This window comes from Shewanella sp. 4t3-1-2LB (assembly GCF_017368415.1).
Taxonomy (GTDB): domain Bacteria; phylum Pseudomonadota; class Gammaproteobacteria; order Enterobacterales; family Shewanellaceae; genus Shewanella; species Shewanella fodinae.
On record NZ_JAFNJD010000001.1, the window covers coordinates 19,834 to 40,176 of the forward strand.

General features: G+C 49.1%; 18 protein-coding genes. 8 read left to right on the forward strand and 10 right to left on the reverse strand.

Annotation, left to right across the window (positions count from 1 at the left end):
- The first annotated feature begins 8 nt into the window (after positions 1-8).
- Entirely contained in the window at positions 9-1,649 is a 1,641-nt protein-coding gene (locus J3L11_RS00100) for a type I restriction-modification system subunit M (RefSeq protein ID WP_207569639.1), read from the forward strand.
- Between the two features lie 172 nt (positions 1,650-1,821).
- On the opposite strand, the gene J3L11_RS00105 is transcribed toward J3L11_RS00100, so the two are convergent.
- The 4 genes from J3L11_RS00105 to pdsR form a co-directional block, all read right to left on the reverse strand.
- Positions 1,822-2,091, reverse strand: a complete 270-nt coding sequence (locus J3L11_RS00105; protein ID WP_133037563.1) for a YihD family protein — start codon at positions 2,089-2,091, stop codon at positions 1,822-1,824.
- A 195-nt stretch (positions 2,092-2,286) separates the two neighbouring features.
- The gene (locus J3L11_RS00110; protein WP_207569640.1) at positions 2,287-3,465 is read right to left on the reverse strand and encodes a cystathionine beta-lyase; all 1,179 of its coding nucleotides are present in this window, start codon (positions 3,463-3,465) and stop codon (positions 2,287-2,289) included.
- Between the two features lie 123 nt (positions 3,466-3,588).
- Complete coding sequence (gene pdsS / locus J3L11_RS00115) at positions 3,589-5,754, reverse strand: proteobacterial dedicated sortase system histidine kinase (protein WP_347566484.1); 2,166 nt, start codon at positions 5,752-5,754, stop codon at positions 3,589-3,591.
- Positions 5,751-6,443, reverse strand: coding sequence for a proteobacterial dedicated sortase system response regulator (pdsR, locus tag J3L11_RS00120; RefSeq protein WP_189615634.1), 693 nt, complete (start codon positions 6,441-6,443; stop codon positions 5,751-5,753). Before pdsR ends, pdsS begins: the two co-directional genes overlap by 4 nt.
- Positions 6,444-6,650: 207 nt before the next feature.
- On the opposite strand from pdsR, the gene pdsO reads away from it, so the two are divergent.
- The 4 genes from pdsO (at position 6,651) to J3L11_RS00140 (ending at position 11,885) form a co-directional block, all read left to right on the forward strand.
- A complete protein-coding gene (pdsO, locus tag J3L11_RS00125) occupies positions 6,651-7,385 on the forward strand; it encodes a sortase-associated OmpA-like protein PdsO (RefSeq protein ID WP_189615632.1) in 735 nt (244 codons plus the stop codon).
- 15 nt (positions 7,386-7,400) lie between these two features.
- The gene (locus J3L11_RS00130; protein ID WP_207569641.1) at positions 7,401-9,602 is read left to right on the forward strand and encodes a marine proteobacterial sortase target protein; all 2,202 of its coding nucleotides are present in this window, start codon (positions 7,401-7,403) and stop codon (positions 9,600-9,602) included.
- Positions 9,602-10,243 (forward strand): class GN sortase, encoded by a 642-nt coding sequence (locus tag J3L11_RS00135; protein WP_133037558.1) that lies wholly within the window; start codon positions 9,602-9,604, stop codon positions 10,241-10,243. Before J3L11_RS00130 ends, J3L11_RS00135 begins: the two co-directional genes overlap by 1 nt.
- A gap of 439 nt (positions 10,244-10,682) precedes the next feature.
- On the forward strand, positions 10,683-11,885 hold the full coding sequence (locus tag J3L11_RS00140) for a 1-acyl-sn-glycerol-3-phosphate acyltransferase (protein WP_189615628.1): 1,203 nt from the start codon (positions 10,683-10,685) through the stop codon (positions 11,883-11,885).
- Between the two features lie 19 nt (positions 11,886-11,904).
- Here the strand turns inward: J3L11_RS00140 and J3L11_RS00145 are convergent, their stop codons facing one another.
- Entirely contained in the window at positions 11,905-12,930 is a 1,026-nt protein-coding gene (locus tag J3L11_RS00145) for a diguanylate cyclase (protein ID WP_207569642.1), read from the reverse strand.
- 182 nt (positions 12,931-13,112) lie between these two features.
- On the opposite strand from J3L11_RS00145, the gene J3L11_RS00150 reads away from it, so the two are divergent.
- Complete coding sequence (locus J3L11_RS00150) at positions 13,113-14,672, forward strand: M28 family metallopeptidase (protein WP_242695018.1); 1,560 nt, start codon at positions 13,113-13,115, stop codon at positions 14,670-14,672.
- Positions 14,673-14,738: 66 nt separating this feature from the next.
- Here J3L11_RS00150 and J3L11_RS00155 read toward each other — a convergent pair whose 3' ends face one another.
- A complete protein-coding gene (locus J3L11_RS00155) occupies positions 14,739-15,173 on the reverse strand; it encodes a DUF413 domain-containing protein (RefSeq protein ID WP_242695007.1) in 435 nt (144 codons plus the stop codon).
- A 109-nt stretch (positions 15,174-15,282) separates the two neighbouring features.
- Here J3L11_RS00155 and hdfR point away from each other — a divergent pair, with 109 nt between their 5' ends.
- Positions 15,283-16,128 carry an HTH-type transcriptional regulator HdfR gene (gene hdfR, locus J3L11_RS00160; RefSeq protein WP_133037554.1) on the forward strand — a complete coding sequence of 282 codons (846 nt, stop codon included), beginning with the start codon at positions 15,283-15,285 and terminating at the stop codon, positions 16,126-16,128.
- Between the two features lie 12 nt (positions 16,129-16,140).
- Here the strand turns inward: hdfR and J3L11_RS00165 are convergent, their stop codons facing one another.
- The gene (locus tag J3L11_RS00165) at positions 16,141-16,521 is read right to left on the reverse strand and encodes a diacylglycerol kinase (protein ID WP_189615622.1); all 381 of its coding nucleotides are present in this window, start codon (positions 16,519-16,521) and stop codon (positions 16,141-16,143) included.
- A gap of 184 nt (positions 16,522-16,705) precedes the next feature.
- On the opposite strand from J3L11_RS00165, the gene J3L11_RS00170 reads away from it, so the two are divergent.
- Positions 16,706-17,641 carry a DNA ligase gene (locus tag J3L11_RS00170; RefSeq protein ID WP_207569645.1) on the forward strand — a complete coding sequence of 312 codons (936 nt, stop codon included), beginning with the start codon at positions 16,706-16,708 and terminating at the stop codon, positions 17,639-17,641.
- 352 nt (positions 17,642-17,993) lie between these two features.
- On the opposite strand, the gene J3L11_RS00175 is transcribed toward J3L11_RS00170, so the two are convergent.
- The 3 genes from J3L11_RS00175 to J3L11_RS00185 form a co-directional block, all read right to left on the reverse strand.
- A complete protein-coding gene (locus J3L11_RS00175) occupies positions 17,994-18,209 on the reverse strand; it encodes a hypothetical protein (RefSeq protein ID WP_189615618.1) in 216 nt (71 codons plus the stop codon).
- Positions 18,210-18,384: 175 nt separating this feature from the next.
- A complete protein-coding gene (ylqF, locus tag J3L11_RS00180) occupies positions 18,385-19,323 on the reverse strand; it encodes a ribosome biogenesis GTPase YlqF (protein WP_189615615.1) in 939 nt (312 codons plus the stop codon).
- 82 nt (positions 19,324-19,405) lie between these two features.
- The gene (locus J3L11_RS00185; protein WP_189615613.1) at positions 19,406-20,245 is read right to left on the reverse strand and encodes an isopenicillin N synthase family oxygenase; all 840 of its coding nucleotides are present in this window, start codon (positions 20,243-20,245) and stop codon (positions 19,406-19,408) included.
- Between the last annotated feature and the right edge of the window lie 98 nt (positions 20,246-20,343).

Here is a 20,343-nt window from a genome sequence, read left to right on the forward strand (position 1 = left end):
GGAAAGCTATGACTCAAGAACAATTAAACAAGTTAGGTAAAACTCTGTGGGATATCGCGGACACTCTGCGTGGTGCAATGAATGCTGATGATTTCCGTGACTATATGCTTTCATTCCTGTTTTTACGTTACTTGTCTGATAACTTTGAAGCCGCAGCTAAGAAAGAGTTAGGAAAAGACTACCTTGATTTGCCTAAAGATGTTCTTAGGGATCTAAAAATGTCTAACCCATTGGAAGTGTGGTATGACGAAAACCCTGATGACATCTCGTTTTTTGAAACGCAAATGCGCCGTAAGTTGCATTACATTATTAAGCCTAAGCATCTGTGGTCAAGTATTGCGGAACTGGCGAGAGTGCAAGATGATGAGTTGCTCAAGACGTTAGAAGAAGGATTTAAGTACATTGAAAATGAAAGCTTTAATAGTAGCTTTCAAGGCTTGTTCTCTGAAATCAACTTAAATTCAGAAAAGTTAGGGAAAAAGCCATCAGATCGTAATGCAAAGCTATGTAAAATTATTCAAAAGGTTTCTGAAGGTATTGCTCAGTTCTCTACGGATACTGATATTTTGGGGGATGCTTACGAATACCTGATTGGTGAGTTTGCTGCCAACGGTGGTAAGAAAGCTGGGGAGTTTTATACGCCGCAACCAATTTCAACCATCCTTTCTGAAATTGTCACATTAGACAGCCAAGAACCAAAGATGGGTAAAAAGAAGAACTTAAACCGAGTTTTGGACTTTACTTGTGGTTCGGGTTCTTTGCTATTGAATGTGCGTAAACATATCACGGCTGCTGGTGGTAGCATCGGTAAGATTTACGGACAAGAAAAAAATATTACTACCTATAACTTAGCCCGTATGAACATGTTACTTCATGGAGTAAAAGATACTGAATTTGATATTTTCCATGGGGATACACTATTAAATGATTGGGATCTACTGAATGAAAAGAACCCAGCGAAAAAGCTTAAGTTCGATGCTGTAGTTGCTAACCCTCCATTTAGTTATCGATGGGAGTCAGATAGAGCTGAGTTTAAAGAAGATTTTCGTTTCAAAAATCACGGTATAGCTCCTAAATCTGCTGCTGATTTTGCTTTTCTTTTACATGGTTTCCACTTTTTAAGTGATGAAGGCACTATGGCTATTATTTTGCCTCATGGTGTCTTGTTTAGAGGTGGAGCAGAACAACGCATACGCAGCAAGTTATTGAAAGATGGTCACATTGATACTGTTATCGGTTTACCTTCTAATCTGTTTTTCTCAACAGGTATCCCTGTTTGTATTCTCGTACTAAAAAAATGTAAGAAGTACGATGATGTTTTGTTTATCAATGCTAGTGATGAAGAGAACTTCGAAAAGGGTAAACGCCAGAATAAGCTTCGCCCAGAGGACATTCAAAAGATAGTCGATACCTATAAGTTTAGAGATCAAGAGGAGCGCTATTCTCGCCGAGTCTCAATGGAAGAGATCGAGAAGAATGATTTCAACTTGAATATCTCTCGATACGTAAGTACAGCTAAAGCTGAAGCTAAAGTGGATTTACACGCAGAGCATAAGAAGCTCGTTGATATTGAAAAAGATATCAATGAAGCTTTAGACAAACATAATAGCTTCCTCAAAGAACTTGGTTTGCCTCCGTTGCCTAGATAGCAATAAATTGTAATATTGACTTTCATACACAATAAAAACGAAGACAATCTTTAAGGCTTAACTCTCAATATGTTAAGCCTTCTTAGTTGTGCAGCCGAAAATCGTTTGTCTTCGCTCTAATTTGTTTTGTCTTCGTTTTAATTTGCTCCATACATACCACGGTCATCTGGATCTACTCATCAAGCATACCTCTGGCACGCAGAATCGCAGTTTTAAAGTCCTCCACATAGTCTTTCTGCAATCCGGGGATTGGCTGATTTTTATCGGTTTCACGCATTTTGAGGTGATAAATCAATACATCATCGGATAAATCCTGAAGCTCGCCTTTATAACCCGCTTCTTGCGCCAGCTGTGCCAATAATTGCAGTAAACTCAGGTCTGGCGATTTTTGCCAGACTGGGGTCAGCAGTTCCAATAATTCGTTGATACGATGGCAATTCATGACATTCTCCTTGGTGGCGGCATGACCATCAACATAGCAGTGATACTCGCGTCTGCAAAGCGGAATGGGTGAGTGTGGAGTGATGTGACTCAGAATTAAGGATTAAGCCAATAAGGTTTAGCGCTAATAACCAATGAGCAACACGAAGGGGTACCCATTGGTTAATTCTACTGTGTATTTATAAGATGATTGCGCTCATGCGCCCAGCGCTGCGTGATAGCGAGTAAACGCGGCTTGTAGATCAGCAATCAGATCCTCGGTGTCTTCCAGACCAATATGTAGCCGGAACATCGGTTTACTGCTGTCCCACTGGGTCACTGTGCGAATTTTATCGATGCCAAATTCAGCAACAATTAGGCTTTCATAGCCGCCCCAAGAAAAGCCCATCTTGAAATGTTCCATGCCTTCGACAAAAGCCTTCATCGCTTGGCGATCGCCGGTTTTCAATACAAACGAAAACAGGCCGTTACTGCCGAGATAGTCACGTTTGAAAAACTCATGACCGGGGCAGGAGGGAAAAGCGGGGTGGCGGATATGATCTACTTCTGGACGAGTTTCTAGCCAATGGGCAATCGTTAACGCATTTTTCTCTTGCTGCGCCATGCGTACGCCCAATGTCCGTAGACCGCGCAGTGCTAGGTAGGCATCGTCGGCTGAAACACACTGGCCAAGCAGATAGCTGTTTTCCCGTAGCTGTTCCCAATGCTGTTCATTAGCGGTGGCGGTCCCCATCATTACATCGGAATGGCCAACAATATATTTGGTGGCAGCTTGAATCGAGATATCAACGCCTAATTCAAATGGACGGCAATTGATGGGCGATGACCACGTGTTGTCCAGCATTGCAACCAGCCCATGTTGATGGGCTATTTGGCATAGTGTTGGCACATCCTGAACTTCCATGGTGATAGAACCGGGAGATTCCAAATACAGCACTTTAGTGTTCGGCTGTATCAGCTCAGCAATGCCAGCGCCTATCATCGGGTCGTAGTAGGTGGTCGTAATGCCCAGCCCGGCCAGCAGTTTGTCACAGAGGTCGCGGGTAGGTTCATAGACGCTGTCAACCATCAGCAGATGGTCACCACTTTTTAGAAAAGATAACAGCGCGCCGCTAATGGCGGCAGCACCGGAAGGGTAGAGCGCGGTACCCACACCGCCTTCAAGTTCAGCGATTGCGGCTTGCAGGGCGAAGTGGGTGTCGGTGCCTCGACGGCCATAAAACAGTTCACCTTTGCCACGACCCGCGGCGGCTTTGGCGAGATGTTCCAGACTTTCAAACACAACGGTTGAGGCGCGGACGACCGGCGGATTAATAACACCTTTGGTCCATTTTTTATCCCGTCCGAGGGAAACAATTTTTGTCGCTCTTTTCATTATTGGGCTCTTGCACGGCTTAGCATTCTGAATGGTCAACAGTTTCCCCAATATTTAGGGAAGTAGGCATCTTAACACTGAAATCGCTGTTGAGAAGCACCGCGTGGCTGAGAGTTGTTCATGTTAGCCCGGTAAGGGCAGGGTCAGGGTAAACATTACGCCGGAACCATCGCCCAAGTTGGCGGCTTTTATGGTGCCACCATGAAACGCCGCAATCAGCCGCGCAATATACAACCCCAGCCCCAGATGGGGTTTTTCCTGAGCCCCGGCTGGGCGCACGGATACCATGGACTCGAAAATCTGCTCACTCATGTTTTCTGGTAGCAGTGGTCCTTTGTTTTCCACGGTGAGAATGGCCTGTTTTGCCTGAGTACGCAGCACCAGATTGATGGGGGTTTCTGGACTATGAAATTCCAACGCGTTGCTGATAAGTTTATCCAGTAACTGGGCAATATATTCTGGCACGCCGAGCATCATTAGCGGTTCATCTGGTTGTTTTAAAGTGAAATGTTGCTGCGGATAGGTCATTTGATAACCCGCCACACAGCCACTGACCACTTTAGTCAACGGAAATTGGTCGGCGTCGCTATTGTTAAGTGATTCTTCCAGGCGCGTGGCTTCACTCATATTGGCAAGGATCAACGACAACCGTTTTACCCCTTCCTGTGCCCGGTCAACATATTTCATGGCATCGTTGTCGATGGGTTGCAGGCTGAGATGCTCCAGCGAGCTACGTACCACTGCAACCGGCGTGCGCAGCTCATGGGATAACCGTGACGACATGTTTTCCAAATAGTGCGTATATTGTCCGAGCCGTGACACGATATTGGCAAAGCTGCGTGACAAATCGCCAATTTCATCGCGGACCGCTGAAGACGGAATGGTATCGCGTACGCGCCCCTGGCTATCAATGGCTTTTTCGGCCTGATCCCTAAGTTTACGGATGCGGCTGGAGATGCTGGAGGCAAAAAAGAACAATGACAGAGTGCCGACACTCATCACGATCAGAATGATATTGAACAGTTTTTCCAGTGCCCGGTTACGCAAGGTACGAATGCCGTGGGTGGTTTCTTCGGCCACTACCGCACCCATTACCTTGTTGTCTATCCAGATTGGGCTGGCGGCGGATAACACCACCGCTTTGCTGTCGGGCGTCAAACGCCAAGTGGAGGCTAACTTGCCCGCCAACGCTTGCTGAATTTGACTGCCTTGCAGTTCGGTTGAATCCTGCAAGGCGTCAATGAAATCGTTGGGTGGCCGGGTCAATATTTTGTAGTAGATGGGGTTGAGATACTGTTTTTGTAGACGGCTCCAAAAGGTTTCGGGTTCATCGTCCACTTCGCCCCAAACACCATTACTATTGCGAATGTCACCAGATTTTGCCAACACCCGCCCATGGGTATCAACGACCCAGATGCGCGAGCTGTTATGGCTCATGCCTTTAATGATGTTTTCAATTTCAGGTGACGGAACTAACACGGTACCGAGCCGATCGACGCTATCGGTGGCGGATGTGCCCACAATGGCCTCTAACCGTCGGCTTTTGCTGTCATTGACATCGTGAATGGCAAATCCCAGTTTGCTGCCCACCATCTCCAGCGGCATACGCAGTTCAATGTTGTAACCTTGTTCGGTCTTGCTCCATTGTCCCTGAATGCGATTTTCTGGCGTGGCGGGAGAACTGAGGCTGGCATCGGCAGGCAGTTCATAACTGCTGAGCCAGCCGTCTTTCATGTTGGCCACCACATAGCGGTGAAAGCTGCCATCCTGGGCTTGGGTGGCAATATCCAGATAATCATTACGATCAACGGCTAAGCTATTACGGCCACGGTAAACTACATGCGGATCGGTGACTTCAAAAAAGCCATAAAGATAGCCGCTGTATTTACCGACCATATGACGGAAAGACAGCTTGGAGTCGCTGTTCTGTGCCAGAAATAGGCGGTAACCATCGCCATATTCCATAGACTTACTGCGGTATTGCTCCCAGTCATCCAGCTTACCGTCCAGTTGAATGGGGCCTTGCAGCGGATACGCGTAAAGATCGCGACCTTTTTCCACTTGTTTGAGGAAACTTGCTTGGGAATCAAACAGCTTTGGCCGTTCGTGTAATGCGGTAGCTAATGCCTGTGTGGTGCCTTCGAGGGTCTTTTCTTGGCCGTGGCGCAAGTACTTTTCCATCTCCCAGACGTACTGATAACCGAGCCAAGGCAAGCCTAACAGAAATAGCGACAGCACCAAGGTTTTGCTGCGTAGCCCAATGGGCGGATGATAAACCGGTATCTTCACGCGTGACTATCCCAACGATAACCCATGCCATATACCGTATCGATACAATCAAATTCTGGGTCCAGTGCCAGAAACTTTTTGCGGATACGTTTAACGTGAGAGGTGATGGTACTGTCATCTACATAGATCTTGGCTTCCTGCATTAGATCGCCACGACTGCGTACATGGCCGGGATGTTTGGCTAAGGCATGCACCATCCAGAATTCGGTAACCGTGAGTTCAATCGGCGTGTTTTTCCAACACACCTGAATGCGGTTGGCATCAATGGACAGATGCCCACGTTCCATTAATGATTCGCTGGAATTGCTGTTGTCAGCCAAATCGCTACGGCGGAATAGCGCTGCTAACCGTGCTAGCAAGTGGGGAAAACTCACATCTTTGCTGAGGTAGTCATCGGCTCCGAGTCGCAGCCCACATACCGTATCAAAATCGCTGTCGCGCGCCGTCAGGAAGATAATTGGCAGAGTCCCGGACATGGCCCGCAACGCCTGACACAGGGTAAAACCACCATCAATTTCATGCTCCAGCCCAATATCAATAATGGCCAGATCTGGCAACCGAGTATTGAACGCTAACATCGCCTCAGCGCGGTTCGCATAACCTTGCACGTTATAGCCCTGATTCTGTAATACGTCCTTATAGTTCTCACGAATGGCGGCTTCATCCTCCACGATAGCGATGCGTTTCATATGCGCGGAAATCTCTTGTTCTGAGTGATTAGCCGTGACTATACAACAAATTGCCTGATAAAAAAGCGCCTGTAGGCAAATGCCATTTTGTTGCCACAATTGATCGCCGAACTGCCACTTTTGCTCCCTTTCACTGCCATTTCACTCCGGTTTAATGACTCCATCGACACCTCAACACATTAACGTTTACAACAAGGAAACCGTGAAATGAAACAGCACATTATCTCTGCTTTAGTGATCTCTTCACTCATGACGCTGCCCGCGATGGCTCAGGAACGTCAGGACAATCAAACCGAAGCCGCCGTTGGTTTTGGCGGCGGTATGGTTTTGGGCGCGGTGATTGGTGGACCAGTGGGCGCGATAGTTGGTGCGTTCAGTGGCAGTTTGGTGGGAAAAAGTGTTGGCGATGACAAATACATCCAAGCGCAGCAACAAACGTTAGAGACTCAGGCAATACAAATCACCGCGCTTACTCAAAAACAACAGTCACTGGAACAGTTACAAGCACAATACACCGAAGCACAGCGGCAACTGAAAACATTGCAGGCGGCAAGGGTCTCCAAACTGGAAGAGTTGACCGTTGGTATGAACGTGCAGTTTCGCACTGGCACCGCAGAAATTGAACCACATTTTGCCGCGCAGTTGAAAGACATTGCTTATGCCATGAGCCTGGCACCGGAACTGACATTGGATCTTTCTGGCTATGCCGATCGCCGAGGTTCTGCAGAATTCAACCAACAGTTATCGGAACAGCGAGTACAAGCGGTACGTGATTTTCTTATTCAGCAAGGTGTAGATGGTGAGCGTCTAACCGCGAGTGCTTATGGTGCCAGTGCCCCACTGAGTCAAAAAGAAAGTCTGGAAGGCGATTTCTTTGACCGTCGGGTGACACTGCGCCTGCAAAATCCCGATGCGGCATTAGCTGCCAATAATCAGCAATAAGCCGAGGATGCGCCAATGAAAAAGGAATTTTCCGCCTCTTTGGCGGCAACGACCACGGGCGATGATTGTGCGGTGGCATTAGCGCCCAATCATCAGTGGTGGCCTGATTGGCTATTCGACCTGCTGCAAGGCTGCGGTCTGTTGCTGTTAGCGGTGTTGCTGTTTAATTTGTTGACATCGGTATCTGCTATTGCATCTACACAGAGCCCTGAAGATATGGTGCTTAATCCCGAATGGCCGGGGGCGGGGACGCTGGAGTGGCAAGGGGATAACACCAACAATAATATTGCGCCGGGTTTGAAAACCGATGTGAATATGCAGGTGTCTGGGCTGACCAACCGGGTTACCGTTACCCAGCATTACACCAATCATAGTGAGCAGTGGCTCAATGGCCGCTATCTATTCCCATTGCCCGAAAATGCGGCGGTGGACAGCTTGCAGATGAAAATAGGCGAGCGGCTGATAGCAGGGCAGATCAAACCCAGAAAAGAGGCGCGGCAGATCTATGAACAGGCGAAAGCTGACGGCAAGCGCGCTAGCTTGCTGAGTCAGCAGCGGCCAAATCTGTTTACCGCCGAAGTAGCAAATCTGGGACCGGGACAAACGCTGGAGATCCGTTTTAGTTATCAGCAGGCGCTGGATTATCGGGATGGTCAGTTTAACCTGCGATTCCCGATGACGCTAACGCCACGCTATATTCCGGCAGCTATGCTGACATCCGCAGCAAAATTGCCAGAGGTGTTATCGCTGCAAACACTCATGGTGGATAACACGGCATTGCGACAAGAACAGGCCAGTGCCAACCGTACCAGCATTAACATCGTACTGGATGCCGGTCTGCCGTTGGCTTCGGTGAGTTCTGCCAGCCATCAGATCCAACAGCAGCCTCAGGATGATGGCAGCATGGTCATTACACTGTTGAACGCTTTGCCAGATCGGGACTTTGTACTGGACTGGCAACCGCAGGCCGCTAATGCACCCGCAGCGGCGCTATACAGCCAGTTAGGGCAGACCTACAACCACAGCACTGACAATCATGATACGCCTGACACCAGCCGTTACAGTCTGCTTATGATGATGCCTCCGGCCGTCAAACCGCAGACAGACAACCCCAGAGAACTGATTTTAGTGATCGACACTTCGGGTTCGATGGCTGGCGACGCGATGGCTCAAGCCAAAAGTGCCGTGCTTTATGCGCTGTCAGGTCTTAAGCCTCAGGACAGTTTCAACATTCTGGCATTTAGCTCAGATGTGCAGCCATTAGCCCCGCAGGCGTTACCGGTGACCGCACACAATATTGGCCTAGCGCAGCAGTTTGTGCGCAGTTTGGAGGCTAATGGCGGTACCGAGATGGCCAAAGCACTGCAACTGGCGTTGCCATTCACAGGTGATACCGTGGCGAATGAGTCCGAAGCCGCATTGCGACAAGTGATCTTCATGACCGATGGCGCCGTGGGTAATGAAGATCAGCTGTTTACGCTGATCCGTGACCGCTTGGGAAATAATCGACTGTTTACCATCGGTATTGGCAGCGCTCCCAACAGTCATTTTATGCGACGCGCGGCGGAATTGGGGCGGGGCACTTTCACCTATATCGGCAACATGCAGCAAGTGGAACAGCAGACGGTATCGTTGCTCAACAAAATTGCCGCGCCGGTGCTCACCGATGTGCAGTTGCATTATGCCGATGGTACGGTGCCAGACTATTGGCCGGCGCATATTCCCGATCTGTATATGGGCGAGCCGATGTTACTCAGTTTGCGTGAGCGCAGTGCTGAGCAAAAGGCGTTGATTGTTTCGGGCAATTTGCAAGGCCAGTTTTGGCAGCAACAGGTGTTGTTGCAAGCTGACACTGATAAGCGCGGACTGGATCTATTGTGGGCAAGGCAACAGATAGCTTCGCTGGAATTAGCCCGCAGCAGTGACAATGCTGAGCGCACCGCTAAACAAGTCACAGCATTGGCACTGACCTACCATCTGGTGAGTAGTTATACCAGCTTGGTGGCGGTGGACATCACGCCAGTCAATACCGATCCTCAGCACAATGCTGTAGGCGAAGTAGCCAATATGAATCCCGCCGGTTGGCAAGCGCCGGGCAACATGCCACAAACCGCCACCAACAGCCGTCTACTGCTACTGATGGGAACATTGTTGCTTATTGTCGCAATGTTGCTGGGGATCTGGAAACGGCAGTTTGCAGCGACAAGGAGTTGCTGATGTCATTTACCAATATTTGTCGCCCATTATTTGTGTGTGATTGGTCAGCCGAGATTAAGCCGTTGTGCGTCAGTCTGGCAATGATACTGCTGTTATTGTCGGGACTGGTGTTGGTAGCAAAAGGAGGATATATGCAGGCTAAGGCAATGTTTGCCCAGTACCTGATTGAGGATGCCTGGAATAAAAGTTTGCAGGATGGGCAATCACACAAACCCTGGTTCTGGGCTGATACTCACCCTGTGGCCAAATTATGGATTGGTGACAATCCGCCGTTATATGTATTGGCGGGGGCCAGTGGTCGCAATCTGGCTTTTGGCCCAGCGCAGATGATGGGCGGCGCGAAGCCTGGGGAACTGGGAAATACCGTGATTGCTGGGCATCGAGATACCCATTTTGCGGTGTTAGCTTATGCTCGGCGCGGACAGATAGTGCGGTTGCAGACGATGAACGGTGACACACATTTTTACCGAATCCGAGCTACCCGTATCGTCCATGAGTCACAAACCCAGTGGTTGGCCAATGGCGACGAATCGCTGTTGACGTTGGTGACCTGTTACCCCTTTAATGCCTTAACGGGCGGTGCGGAATTACGTTTTTTAGTGGAAGCGGAAGAATTCATACCTTTGCAGCATTCTGCCTGACATAGCGTTTTGTCGGGAAAATCAAAAAGAGTCGCTGTAGCTGTTGATGCTACGGGCGTGTTCCTTGTCGTGGTGAATCTCAATATACCAGCGGCTAAAACGTTAACGCTCTGGCTGATGATAGCCACCTAAATAGCTGTTCCTAATTGCGTGTCACCCGAGGAATAGAGGTTATCTGATAAGTCTACCCTCCGCGTCAGGGATGACGTGGTGGAGCCTCATGGATGGTGTTATGCGTGTCAACGCTACTTATTTAGTTGCAAGAGCTTTGGAATACCAATATAGCTGCAGTGAGCCCATAGGTGACCGTTCGTTCCTAATGCTTTGTGGCCGGTGATATAGAATTTGGAGATACTTTCCGGTATCTTGGCGGTTTTATTCTGGTCGCCACTGTTTTGGCATTACCTTCACGAACAAAGGCTTAGGCGTAACTTCTGCAATGACTGACAACTGCTGCTTTGATGACATTCGCCCGTACCATGATGGCGAGGTGTCTGAGGTTCTGGCGCGAATCATGGACAGTCCCGATCTGAGCCTAGTTCTGGCTCGTTGGCGTTTCCCTCGATTATCCCGCTGGCTACCCGCTGTAATGGCTTGGGCGGTGCGCCGCCATCTGCGGCGGCAGCTAGGACAATTAACCTCTGTGACAGAGGTGCAATTGGTGGTTGCCCGCTACATGCAGCGAATGATGGATGCCACTGTCACCGAACTATCGGTTTCAGGGTTTGACCGATTACCAACGGATAAGGCGTACCTTTTTATCAGCAATCATCGAGATATTGCGCTAGATCCGGCATTCGTGAATATGGCGTTGTATCAGTACGGCCAACAAACCGTGCGGATTGCTATTGGGGATAATCTGCTCACCAAGCCGTATGTGGCGGATTTGATGCGCTTGAACAAGAGCTTTATTGTGAAACGTTCAGCAACTAGCCCAAGGGAAAAACTCAAAGCATCAAAGCAATTATCGGCTTTTATTCAGCATTCGTTGCAGCAGGAGCATAGCCATGTGTGGTTAGCGCAAAGAGAAGGGCGGGCAAAAGATGGTAACGACTGCACTAATGCCGCGATTATCTCGATGTTGACGTTAAATCGCCCTAAAACACAGGAATATGCCGACTATATCCGCGAGCTTAACATTGTGCCGGTGGCTATCTCCTATGAGTGGGATCCTTGTGATGCCGCTAAAACCCAAGAGTTGTTCAGCTTGTGTCAGACGGGGGAATATCGCAAACAGGCCCATGAGGATATTGCCAGCATCGCCGCCGGGATTGCTGGTTTCAAAGGGCATGTACATCTGGCTTTTGGCGAGCCTTTACAGGGCGATTACGCCAACGCTGAGGCGGTAGCGGCCGAGATAGACCGCCAGATCTGGCAAAATTACCGCTTGTATCCCAGTAATCTGCTGGCGTATCAGCAAATGACAGGCAAAGACTATACGGCAAAGGATATGGTTGCTTTAACGGATTGCCAGCAACAGACCGCGCAATTTCAGCGGCGGCTGCAGTCGATTGCCAGTGACCAACAACAAATTTTTCTGGCGATGTATGCTAACCCGGTTTTGAACAAACAACGTGAAGTGCCACAGGCCATACCGAGTGAACAGGAAGCGCCATTGTCATCGGCCAATGCAGTAAATTAAACTTGGGACTTGCGTCAGGTCAGCCGTTTATGGGCATCACCCGGTTACGTCCCAGACGTTTGGCTTCATACAAAAGTTGATCAGTACGTTCAATCAGACTGGCAGTTGAATCTTTGGGCTGCCACTCACTGACACCGAAACTGGCACTGATATTACCCACACTGGCGTGTTGCTTTCTATCCCGCACGGTTACTTTTTCCAGAGAGCGTCGCATCGATTCAGCGAGCTGTCTGGCAATGCGCTGCCGACTTTTCGGCACAATAACGGCAAATTCCTCACCGCCAAAACGGTACAGTTTGATACCGTCACGACAACTATCTTGCATTCGCTTGGATACCGCTTTTAATACTTGATCGCCCAACACATGGCCGTAGGTATCGTTAAACTCTTTGAAATGATCGATATCGCTGAGGATTAAACAGGTGCCTTCCGGCGATTGTTGCAGCAGCGCATTCAGATCCAGATTAAAGGCGCGACGGTTAAAACAACCGGTTAGGGCATCATACATGACGTCGTGTTCTGCCGCTGACAGCCGTTGCCGCAATGCTTCGATTTCTTGCTGGGCTTTATCCAACTGATGGGTAAAGTAGGCGGTACTGTTGATAATGTCATCCGAGTCTTGTACCAGATTCCGCACCATGTCCATCACCTGCTCCAGACTGATGGCCTCTTGCTCTAACAGACTCAGCTTACCAAAGTTTGCTTCCAGTTTGTTGCGGAACGAATCAGTATCGATACTGGTATCACGTAGCGATTGCGACAGTTCCGTGGTCATCGCTTCCATATTCTGTCGTAGATTATGTACGTCAAGGTCTTTCGGATCGCCGATATGCTGCTGGTACAGCACTTCTGCGGTGGTGGGCGGACAGGTTTGGTATTGCGCTATCACTTCATCAAGCTGTGAATTGAGTTGTGAGTTCTGTTCACTGACATAGGTGTACCACAACGTATAGTTGGTGGGCGTAGTCGGTATCTGATATTTAAGCATCAACGGTAGTGCTTTTTTCAGATATTTTGCCGCTTGCTGCAGTAGTGACTGGGTCATTGATGTTGCCGCCGATGGTTATGCCGACATGTTAACACGTTGCGAGCAACTTATTACAATTTTACAGTAGGTTGCCCGAGGTTAAGATTGTCGGCAGCTTATTCGCTGTTACAATGAAAATCCAACGGAAAAATATCGAAAGTAAGGAATAAGTAGTGAAACCCTCACATCTGGTCGGTTTGCTGGGCATCTTATGCTTGCCAGCTGTCAATGCCGCCACTTTTCACTTTGATGCACCCACCTATCGGCAGGATGTTAAAACGCTTGCCAGTGATAAGTTTGAAGGGCGTGGCCCCTTGTCTGAAGGCGAAAAGCTCACCATCAGTTATCTGGAAAAATCGTTTCGCGAAATAGGGTTGAAGCCCGGATTCGGTGACAGTTACGTACAGGATGTGCCGATGGCCAAAATCACGGCGGATCAGCAGATGCAATTGCGGGTCGGTGGTCTGACGTTTACCAATGGTCGTGATTTTACCGCACGTACCGAGCAGGTAGTGCCGCAGGTGCAGTTGGCTAACAGCGATGTGGTCTTCGTCGGCTATGGGATTAACGCGCCGGAATACGGCTGGAATGACTATGCCGGTGTTGATGTCAAAGGCAAAACCGTTATTGTGCTGGTGAATGACCCTGGCTTTGCTACTCAAGACCCGCAGGTGTTTAAAGGCAACGCCATGACCTATTATGGCCGCTGGACATATAAATATGAGGAGGCCGCGCGGCAGGGGGCTAAGGCGGTGTTTATCGTGCATGAAACTGCGCCTGCCGCCTATGGCTGGAATGTGGTAGAGAGCAGCAACACCAACAGCAAATACACCTTGGTCGATGACCATAAAAATCTTTCGCATATCGGCGTCATGGGCTGGATCCAGCACAATGTGGCGCAGCAGATTTTTAAGGCGGCAGGATTGGACTACGACCAGTTAAAGCTGACTACCGTAAAAAAGGGTTTTAAAGCGGTTACGTTGCCGTTGCAGGCTAATCTGACTATCAACAATCACATCGAATTGGCCACTTCCCATAACGTTGCTGGATTATTGCCAGGCACAACGCAGCCAGATGAATGGCTGGTGATGCATGCCCATTGGGATCATCTGGGCAAGGCCATAGTTGATGGCAAAGAAGCCATCTACCACGGTGCGGTTGATAACGCTTCGGGAGTCGCTGGCGTGTTGGCGTTAGCGCGTCACTTTAAAGGCTTACAAGGTAAGGCTGCGCCTAAACGCTCTATACTGTTTGCCAATTTTACTGCAGAGGAAAACGGTTTATTGGGCGCGCAGTATTTTGCGGAGCATCCACCAGTTCCTACTAAACAATTGGTGGCATTTCTCAATATCGATGGCATGAATGTTGGCAAGCCCACCCACTACGTTTTGCGCTACGGCGAGGGCGTTTCTGAGTTGGAAGGTTATCTTGCCGATGCCGCCAAAGCGCAGGGGCGTGAAGTCAAAGCTGATCCCAGACCGCAGAATGGTCTGATGTTCCGCTCGGATCATTTTGCATTAGCAAAAGAAGGGGTGCCGGGATTGCTGTTTCTCAGTCTTGGTGATACTGACCCAGATTATATTGCCCATAAATATCACCAGCCCGCAGACCGTTACGACCCTAACTGGAACTTAGGCGGTGTAGCGCAGGATCTGGATTTAATGAGTGATATCCTCGACAAACTGGCCAATAGCGATGACTGGCCTAAATGGCTAGAAGCGTCAGATTTTAAAAAGCGCCGCGCTCAGGATGGGCTGTAACGCTTGCGGTAATAACATAAGGGAGGCTTAACTCCTCCCTTATTCTGAGTGAGCTAAGCGCAAAGATCAGGCCTTCTCTTCCGCTTGGGGTTCCTCATCTTCGTCAGCAACATCGGAATCGGTGTCCAACAAATCCAGATATACGTCGGCTTCAGATGGCCGAACCAGATTGGTGCCAACAACCGCATAAAACGGCCGTCCTTGCGCCAACGTGGTGTATTTTATCCAGAGTTTTTCCATCGGGCTGGATGCTGCCTGCAATCCCTTGACGACATCAACAAAACGTTGTTCATCAATGGTGCGGGGCAATAGACTGCCATCTGCCAGTGATTTCATGGCAACGCCATGTGCCTCAAGCAGCTCGGCTTCTTTTTGGGTAAAATCCCCACAACGACGGAAACCTTTGGGAAAGTTAGCATCATCATAGAAACGGCGTGTCGAGGAAAAGTTCACGGCGTTGTTCTGTGGCACTGACGATGATGAAGAAGTCGTAGTTAACATGGTCATATCCTTGCAAAATTACCGGTGACAGAGATTTGCAAGCAGAGTATTGGCTAGTATGATTGATTTATAAATCAAAAAAATTTGTCTTGTTTGATAAAGAATTTTTATGGATACCGATCTGCTTAAGACTTTTCTGGAAGTCTCACACACGCGTCATTTTGGCAAAGCCGCTGAAAATCTCTACCTGACTCGGAGTGCTGTTTCCTTTCGCGTTAAACAACTGGAGATGATTCTGGGGGTGGAGCTGTTTGAACGGCAGCGGAATAACATTCAGCCCACGCCTGCTGGTGAACGTATGCTGGTGCATGCAGAAGCGGTGTTGCTGGCGTGGGAGCGCGCCAAGCAAGATGTGTCGTTGAGCCAGGTACAATCTGTACAACTGGCAATTGGTGCGGCCCCTAATATTTGGGACGCTTACCTGCAAGACTATCTGCAGGGGCTGCATAAGGGACTTTCCGGAGTAGCATTACGCACCGAAGTGCAAAATCAGTCGGTGATGACTCGGCAACTGATGGAACGTACCTTAGATCTGGCGATTTCATTTGATCCCCCCAAACTGGAAGAGTTTGAGTTACTGCAGGTGGGCGAAGTGGTGTTGGGGCTGGTGAGTAATATTGCCATCAACTCATTAGCGGAAGTGCTGCAACAGCAATACATCAAAGTTGACTGGGGCACCGCCTTTAATATTCAACATGCGCGTGATTTTACTGAGCTGCCGTTGCCAGTGCTGCATACCGGCTCAGCTAGAATTGCACTGGACTTCCTATTGAATAATGGCGGCAGTGCTTTTCTGCCTCAGAAAATGGTGCAACCTTATATTGATAAAGGACAACTGCATTGGGTGCCAGCTACTGACACTATCCGTCGTAATGTTTATGTCTCTTATCTGACCGGCAACGATCGTCTGCCGCAGATTATACAGGCAGTCAATTATTTGAAAGCGCAGATATGATGCGGAACGCCTTTACATTGCGGCCTTTAGCAAAGGCCACAAGATAACCAACCAAGTGACACCACATAGGCACAGACTCATAAAGACCGCGGCTGAGGCAATGTCTTTGGCTTGGCCGCTGAGCGGATGATATTCATCGCCGATGCGATCCACCACCGCTTCCACGGCGGAGTTCAGCAATTCGACGATCAGCACAATAAATACTGTTAGGATCAGCCAAAGCTTTTCAACAGTAGGTACGTTTACCCATAAGGCAAATGGCAGCATGAGCAGCGCCAGGATTGCTTCCTGACGGAATGCGGCTTCATGCACCCAAGCTGATTTAAGTCCCTGCATGGAAAAACCGGTTGCACGAAAAATTCGCTTAATCCCGTGGTTATTGGCTGGTTTCATAATCTCGATATGGGCCCAAACTAGAGGAAATACCCCACAATCACAGTCATCTACTGGGTTGCGGCGAAAAAACCGCGACAGTATACCATCTGTTGCCGCTAGGGAAAGTGTCAGCGATGATTTACCTCTCTGCGGGGTGATACGCTAGACTGTCACAATACCCATTCAGGCATGGAGGCCGACAATGCGCTTAATTATCTCAGCAACAAAATTCGCAATACTGCTTGGCATAATAGCCGGATGGCTAGTGATACCTCTGGTTGTGGCCGCCACTATGCCTGCGCCGGAACTTGCTAAAGTCTGGCAGTCGCAGGACGATATCCGTGCTTTTTTAGTCAGTGAAAAATTGGATGGCGTCAGGGCGCGCTGGGACGGCTCGCGGCTGCTGAGTCGTTCGGGATTGGTGATTAATGCACCAGAATGGTTTACCCAAGGATTTCCACCACAGCCGTTAGAAGGCGAATTATGGGGTGGTTACGGCAGTTTTGAGGCGGTCTCTGCCGCCGCTAGAAGCAAGGGCAACGATGAAGCTTGGCGTGCCATCAAACTGTATCTGTTTGATGCGCCCACCATTGCTGGCGGTTTTTCAGAGCGTTACCAGCAGTTTGTCGCATTTTCTGAGTTTACACCTTACCTTACGGTGATCCCGCAGCGTGACATTGCGGATAATGCTGAGTTACAGCGTTGGTTGAAAGAGGTTCTGGCCCGCGGTGGCGAAGGTTTGATGCTGCATCGCCGCAATGCGCTGTATACCAGTGGTCGCAGTGATAATCTGTTTAAACTCAAAGCGGTGCTGGATGATGAGGCGCAGGTGCTGGCGGTGCTGCCAGGTAAGGGCAAATACCAAGGCATGATGGGGGCATTACTGGTGGAGACAGCAACTGGTGTGCAATTTCGTCTCGGCAGCGGCTTTAGCGATGCTGAACGCGCTAATCCTCCGGCCATCGGTAGTTGGGTCACTTTTGCGTACTCGGGGTTAACCAGTAAAGGTAAACCCAGGTTTGCCAGATTCCTTCGACTGAGATCTGACTATCAATTAACCCATGAAACAGCGACTGTTCCTGCAGCCAATACTGTTACGCCGTCAACCAATCCGACCACTGAAATAAAACCTTGGTGAAAGGTTTGCTCTTTGATCAATGATTGGAGCGGCAAGGTGAATACAGACAACCGTCATTGCTGGCAGCATGAGCACTCGATTTATCATCGAAAATCGCGTCATGACAAAAAGTGGCAATGATCGTTTGCATTTAGCCACTCTTTGATTTTGTCACGAACTAAAACATGGCGTGGCGAGTGTGTGATGATGTGAAGGATGCCATGGCACATTTTAGGCCGGCTGGCTGACGAGCTTTAGTTTGAGATTACCTCAGTGACCGCCAGATACCCCCGCGTCTTGTGGGGATCCTCTGGCGCGACCTAGAGTTGCTGTGAGCAATGACGCTATTACTGACACCACTACAGAAAATCCGTTAATTGATAGAGACAAACTGCTGAACATCAACCCAAGGGAAGTGCTTTTGCAGAATGTGTAGCTCGCTGTCTACTATTTCTTCAGAAAGGGTGATCTCGATAGCATGAGCCTCGGCGTTATGCTCATATTCATGCCAGTCATTCAGGTAAGAAAACAGTGCTTCCAAGCGTTCCGGTGCATCCTGCGGATATCTCAACTGTAATTCATAAGTCATCGTTGGATCCAAGCACGCAGTAAACGTTAATATGAGTATAGATCAGGTGAGGTCACTGGTTATCTCATTCGACCAGTGGCCAAAACTGTGCTGGGACGTCGGACTTACTGATTAGCGACCAACCACCTGCCGTGGCAGGTGGTGATTTATTGGGATGATTGGGAAATAATGTTGATTAATGGCGTTTACCGGAATGCTTACGTTTTAGTTCAGCGCGGCGAGCTTCTTTTTCAGCTTCTTTCAGCGCCAGCATTTCAGCAACTTCGACCTTCTCTTTTTCGGCCATGGCTGGCGTTTCCAGCGACAGTAAGCCAATTTTCCCGGCGCGGTATTCATGCAATAACAATTCTGATGCTTTATGCAGATCCAGATAACCACCAGAGCGCAATGCGCCACGGCGGCGACCAATCTCTTCTAGCAGTTCAATATCGGTTTGCGGCAATTCATCCAGCTTATAACGTTCTTTGATCTGTTCTGGATAGGCTGCCAGGAAATAACCAGCGGCAAACATGGCAACATCGTCATATTCAATCGCAGTATCTTTGATGGCACCAGTCACTGCCAAACGATAACCTGATGCCTCGTTATCCACTTTGGGCCACAGGATGCCTGGGGTATCAGACAGTACAATACCGTTTTTCAGATTGATACGTTGCTGGCCTTTAGTCACCGCCGGTTCATTACCGGTTTTTGCCACGACCCGACCCGCCAGCGTATTGATGATGGTGGATTTGCCTACATTGGGGATGCCCATGATCATGGTGCGGATGTCGCGTACATTACCTTCGGCTTGTGGCACTAGTTTACGGCACAGATCTGGTAGCGCCTTTAAGGCCCCTGGCTGCAAGGTGGTTGAGATGGCTTGAGCTTTAACCCCTTGTTCTCGCTCTAAATATTCAATCCATTGGGCGGTCACTTGCGGATCGGCCAAATCGGCTTTATTCAGCAATTTTATACAAGGTCGGTCACCACGCAGCTTGGCCACCATAGGGTTTTCGCTGCTGTAGGGAATGCGGGCATCCAGCACCTCGATCACTAGATCGATTTGTGGCATTGCCTCTTCAATCTCTTTGCGGGCCTTGTGCATATGCCCCGGATACCATTGAACCGCCATCGCTTGTTCCTGCTGAATCTGAAAAGTCGCGTATTGTACCATCCCATTTAGCAAAAAGCGCCCGCAGGCGCTAAGCGTAGTCTCAGATAACGCCAAGCTCTCGGAGGCGTTCTAGCAGGTAGCTGTCTGCTGTATACCGTTCCGATAACACAACTTCTGGCCGAGGGTGCAGAAACAATGGCAGCGAAATCCGCGATTTGGCCATGTCAGCACCTTTAGGATTTATCACTCTATGAGTGGTAGACGGAAAATAACCGCCGGACGCTTCCTGTAACATATCGCCGATATTGATGATGATATTGCCAAAATCACTGGGCACATCCAGCCATTCGCCTTCCAGCGATTTAACCTGTAATCCCGGCTCATTTGCGGCGGGCAGTACGGTGAGCAGGTTGATGTCTTCATGGGCCGCAGCGCGGATAGCGCCCGGCGTTTCATTACCCGTCATTGGCGGGTAATGCAGCACTCGTAGCAGCGTTTTCTGGCTGTCTTTAATCATCTGCGACAGTGGTTCACTGTAGTTGGCGGCAACTGCTGTCGGAGAGTAACGTTCGACCCAATCTAATAGCTGTGCGGCAAAGGCATTGGCTTGCTGGTAGTAATCCAGAATCTTGGTTTTTAGCTCAGGCGGGATCTGTCCCCAAGGATAAACATGGAAGTACTCTTTGATATCTTTAACACTATAACCCTTGGCGGTTTCCGAAACGCGTGACGGGAAAAATCCGTCTTGGGTGCTAGGATTAAACAGGTATTGTTCTTTGGCTTCCGAAAGGAAAAAAGCCTGCCATTCTTGATAAATTTCTTGTACCAGTTGTTGTGCAATAGGATGGTTGCTCAACACGCCAAAACCGGTGTGGTGCAGCGACTCAACAAAACGTTGTGGTGCATCTGCCGCACGAAAGTCTATGGTTTCTAATTTCATGTTTACCCTGCGTTTGTCATATAAAATGGCTGCCGGTGTACCTGAAGAGGCTGCGGTACAAAAGATTATTGTAGAAGTTTTAGTCCGGCGTTGGTTCG

What these genes read in the sequence shown, in the direction of transcription:
- J3L11_RS00100 (WP_207569639.1), top strand. Translation starts at nt 9, where the DNA reads ATGACTCAAGAACAATTAAACAAGTTAGGTAAAACTCTGTGGGATATC.
- J3L11_RS00105 (WP_133037563.1), bottom strand. Translation starts at nt 2,091, where the DNA reads ATGAATTGCCATCGTATCAACGAATTATTGGAACTGCTGACCCCAGTC.
- J3L11_RS00110 (WP_207569640.1), bottom strand. Translation starts at nt 3,465, where the DNA reads ATGAAAAGAGCGACAAAAATTGTTTCCCTCGGACGGGATAAAAAATGG.
- pdsR (WP_189615634.1), bottom strand. Translation starts at nt 6,443, where the DNA reads ATGAAACGCATCGCTATCGTGGAGGATGAAGCCGCCATTCGTGAGAAC.
- pdsO (WP_189615632.1), top strand. Translation starts at nt 6,651, where the DNA reads ATGAAACAGCACATTATCTCTGCTTTAGTGATCTCTTCACTCATGACG.
- J3L11_RS00130 (WP_207569641.1), top strand. Translation starts at nt 7,401, where the DNA reads ATGAAAAAGGAATTTTCCGCCTCTTTGGCGGCAACGACCACGGGCGAT.
- J3L11_RS00135 (WP_133037558.1), top strand. Translation starts at nt 9,602, where the DNA reads ATGTCATTTACCAATATTTGTCGCCCATTATTTGTGTGTGATTGGTCA.
- J3L11_RS00140 (WP_189615628.1), top strand. Translation starts at nt 10,683, where the DNA reads ATGACTGACAACTGCTGCTTTGATGACATTCGCCCGTACCATGATGGC.
- J3L11_RS00145 (WP_207569642.1), bottom strand. Translation starts at nt 12,930, where the DNA reads ATGACCCAGTCACTACTGCAGCAAGCGGCAAAATATCTGAAAAAAGCA.
- J3L11_RS00155 (WP_242695007.1), bottom strand. Translation starts at nt 15,173, where the DNA reads ATGTTAACTACGACTTCTTCATCATCGTCAGTGCCACAGAACAACGCC.
- hdfR (WP_133037554.1), top strand. Translation starts at nt 15,283, where the DNA reads ATGGATACCGATCTGCTTAAGACTTTTCTGGAAGTCTCACACACGCGT.
- J3L11_RS00165 (WP_189615622.1), bottom strand. Translation starts at nt 16,521, where the DNA reads ATGAAACCAGCCAATAACCACGGGATTAAGCGAATTTTTCGTGCAACC.
- J3L11_RS00170 (WP_207569645.1), top strand. Translation starts at nt 16,706, where the DNA reads ATGCGCTTAATTATCTCAGCAACAAAATTCGCAATACTGCTTGGCATA.
- J3L11_RS00175 (WP_189615618.1), bottom strand. Translation starts at nt 18,209, where the DNA reads ATGACTTATGAATTACAGTTGAGATATCCGCAGGATGCACCGGAACGC.
- ylqF (WP_189615615.1), bottom strand. Translation starts at nt 19,323, where the DNA reads ATGGCGGTTCAATGGTATCCGGGGCATATGCACAAGGCCCGCAAAGAG.
- J3L11_RS00185 (WP_189615613.1), bottom strand. Translation starts at nt 20,245, where the DNA reads ATGAAATTAGAAACCATAGACTTTCGTGCGGCAGATGCACCACAACGT.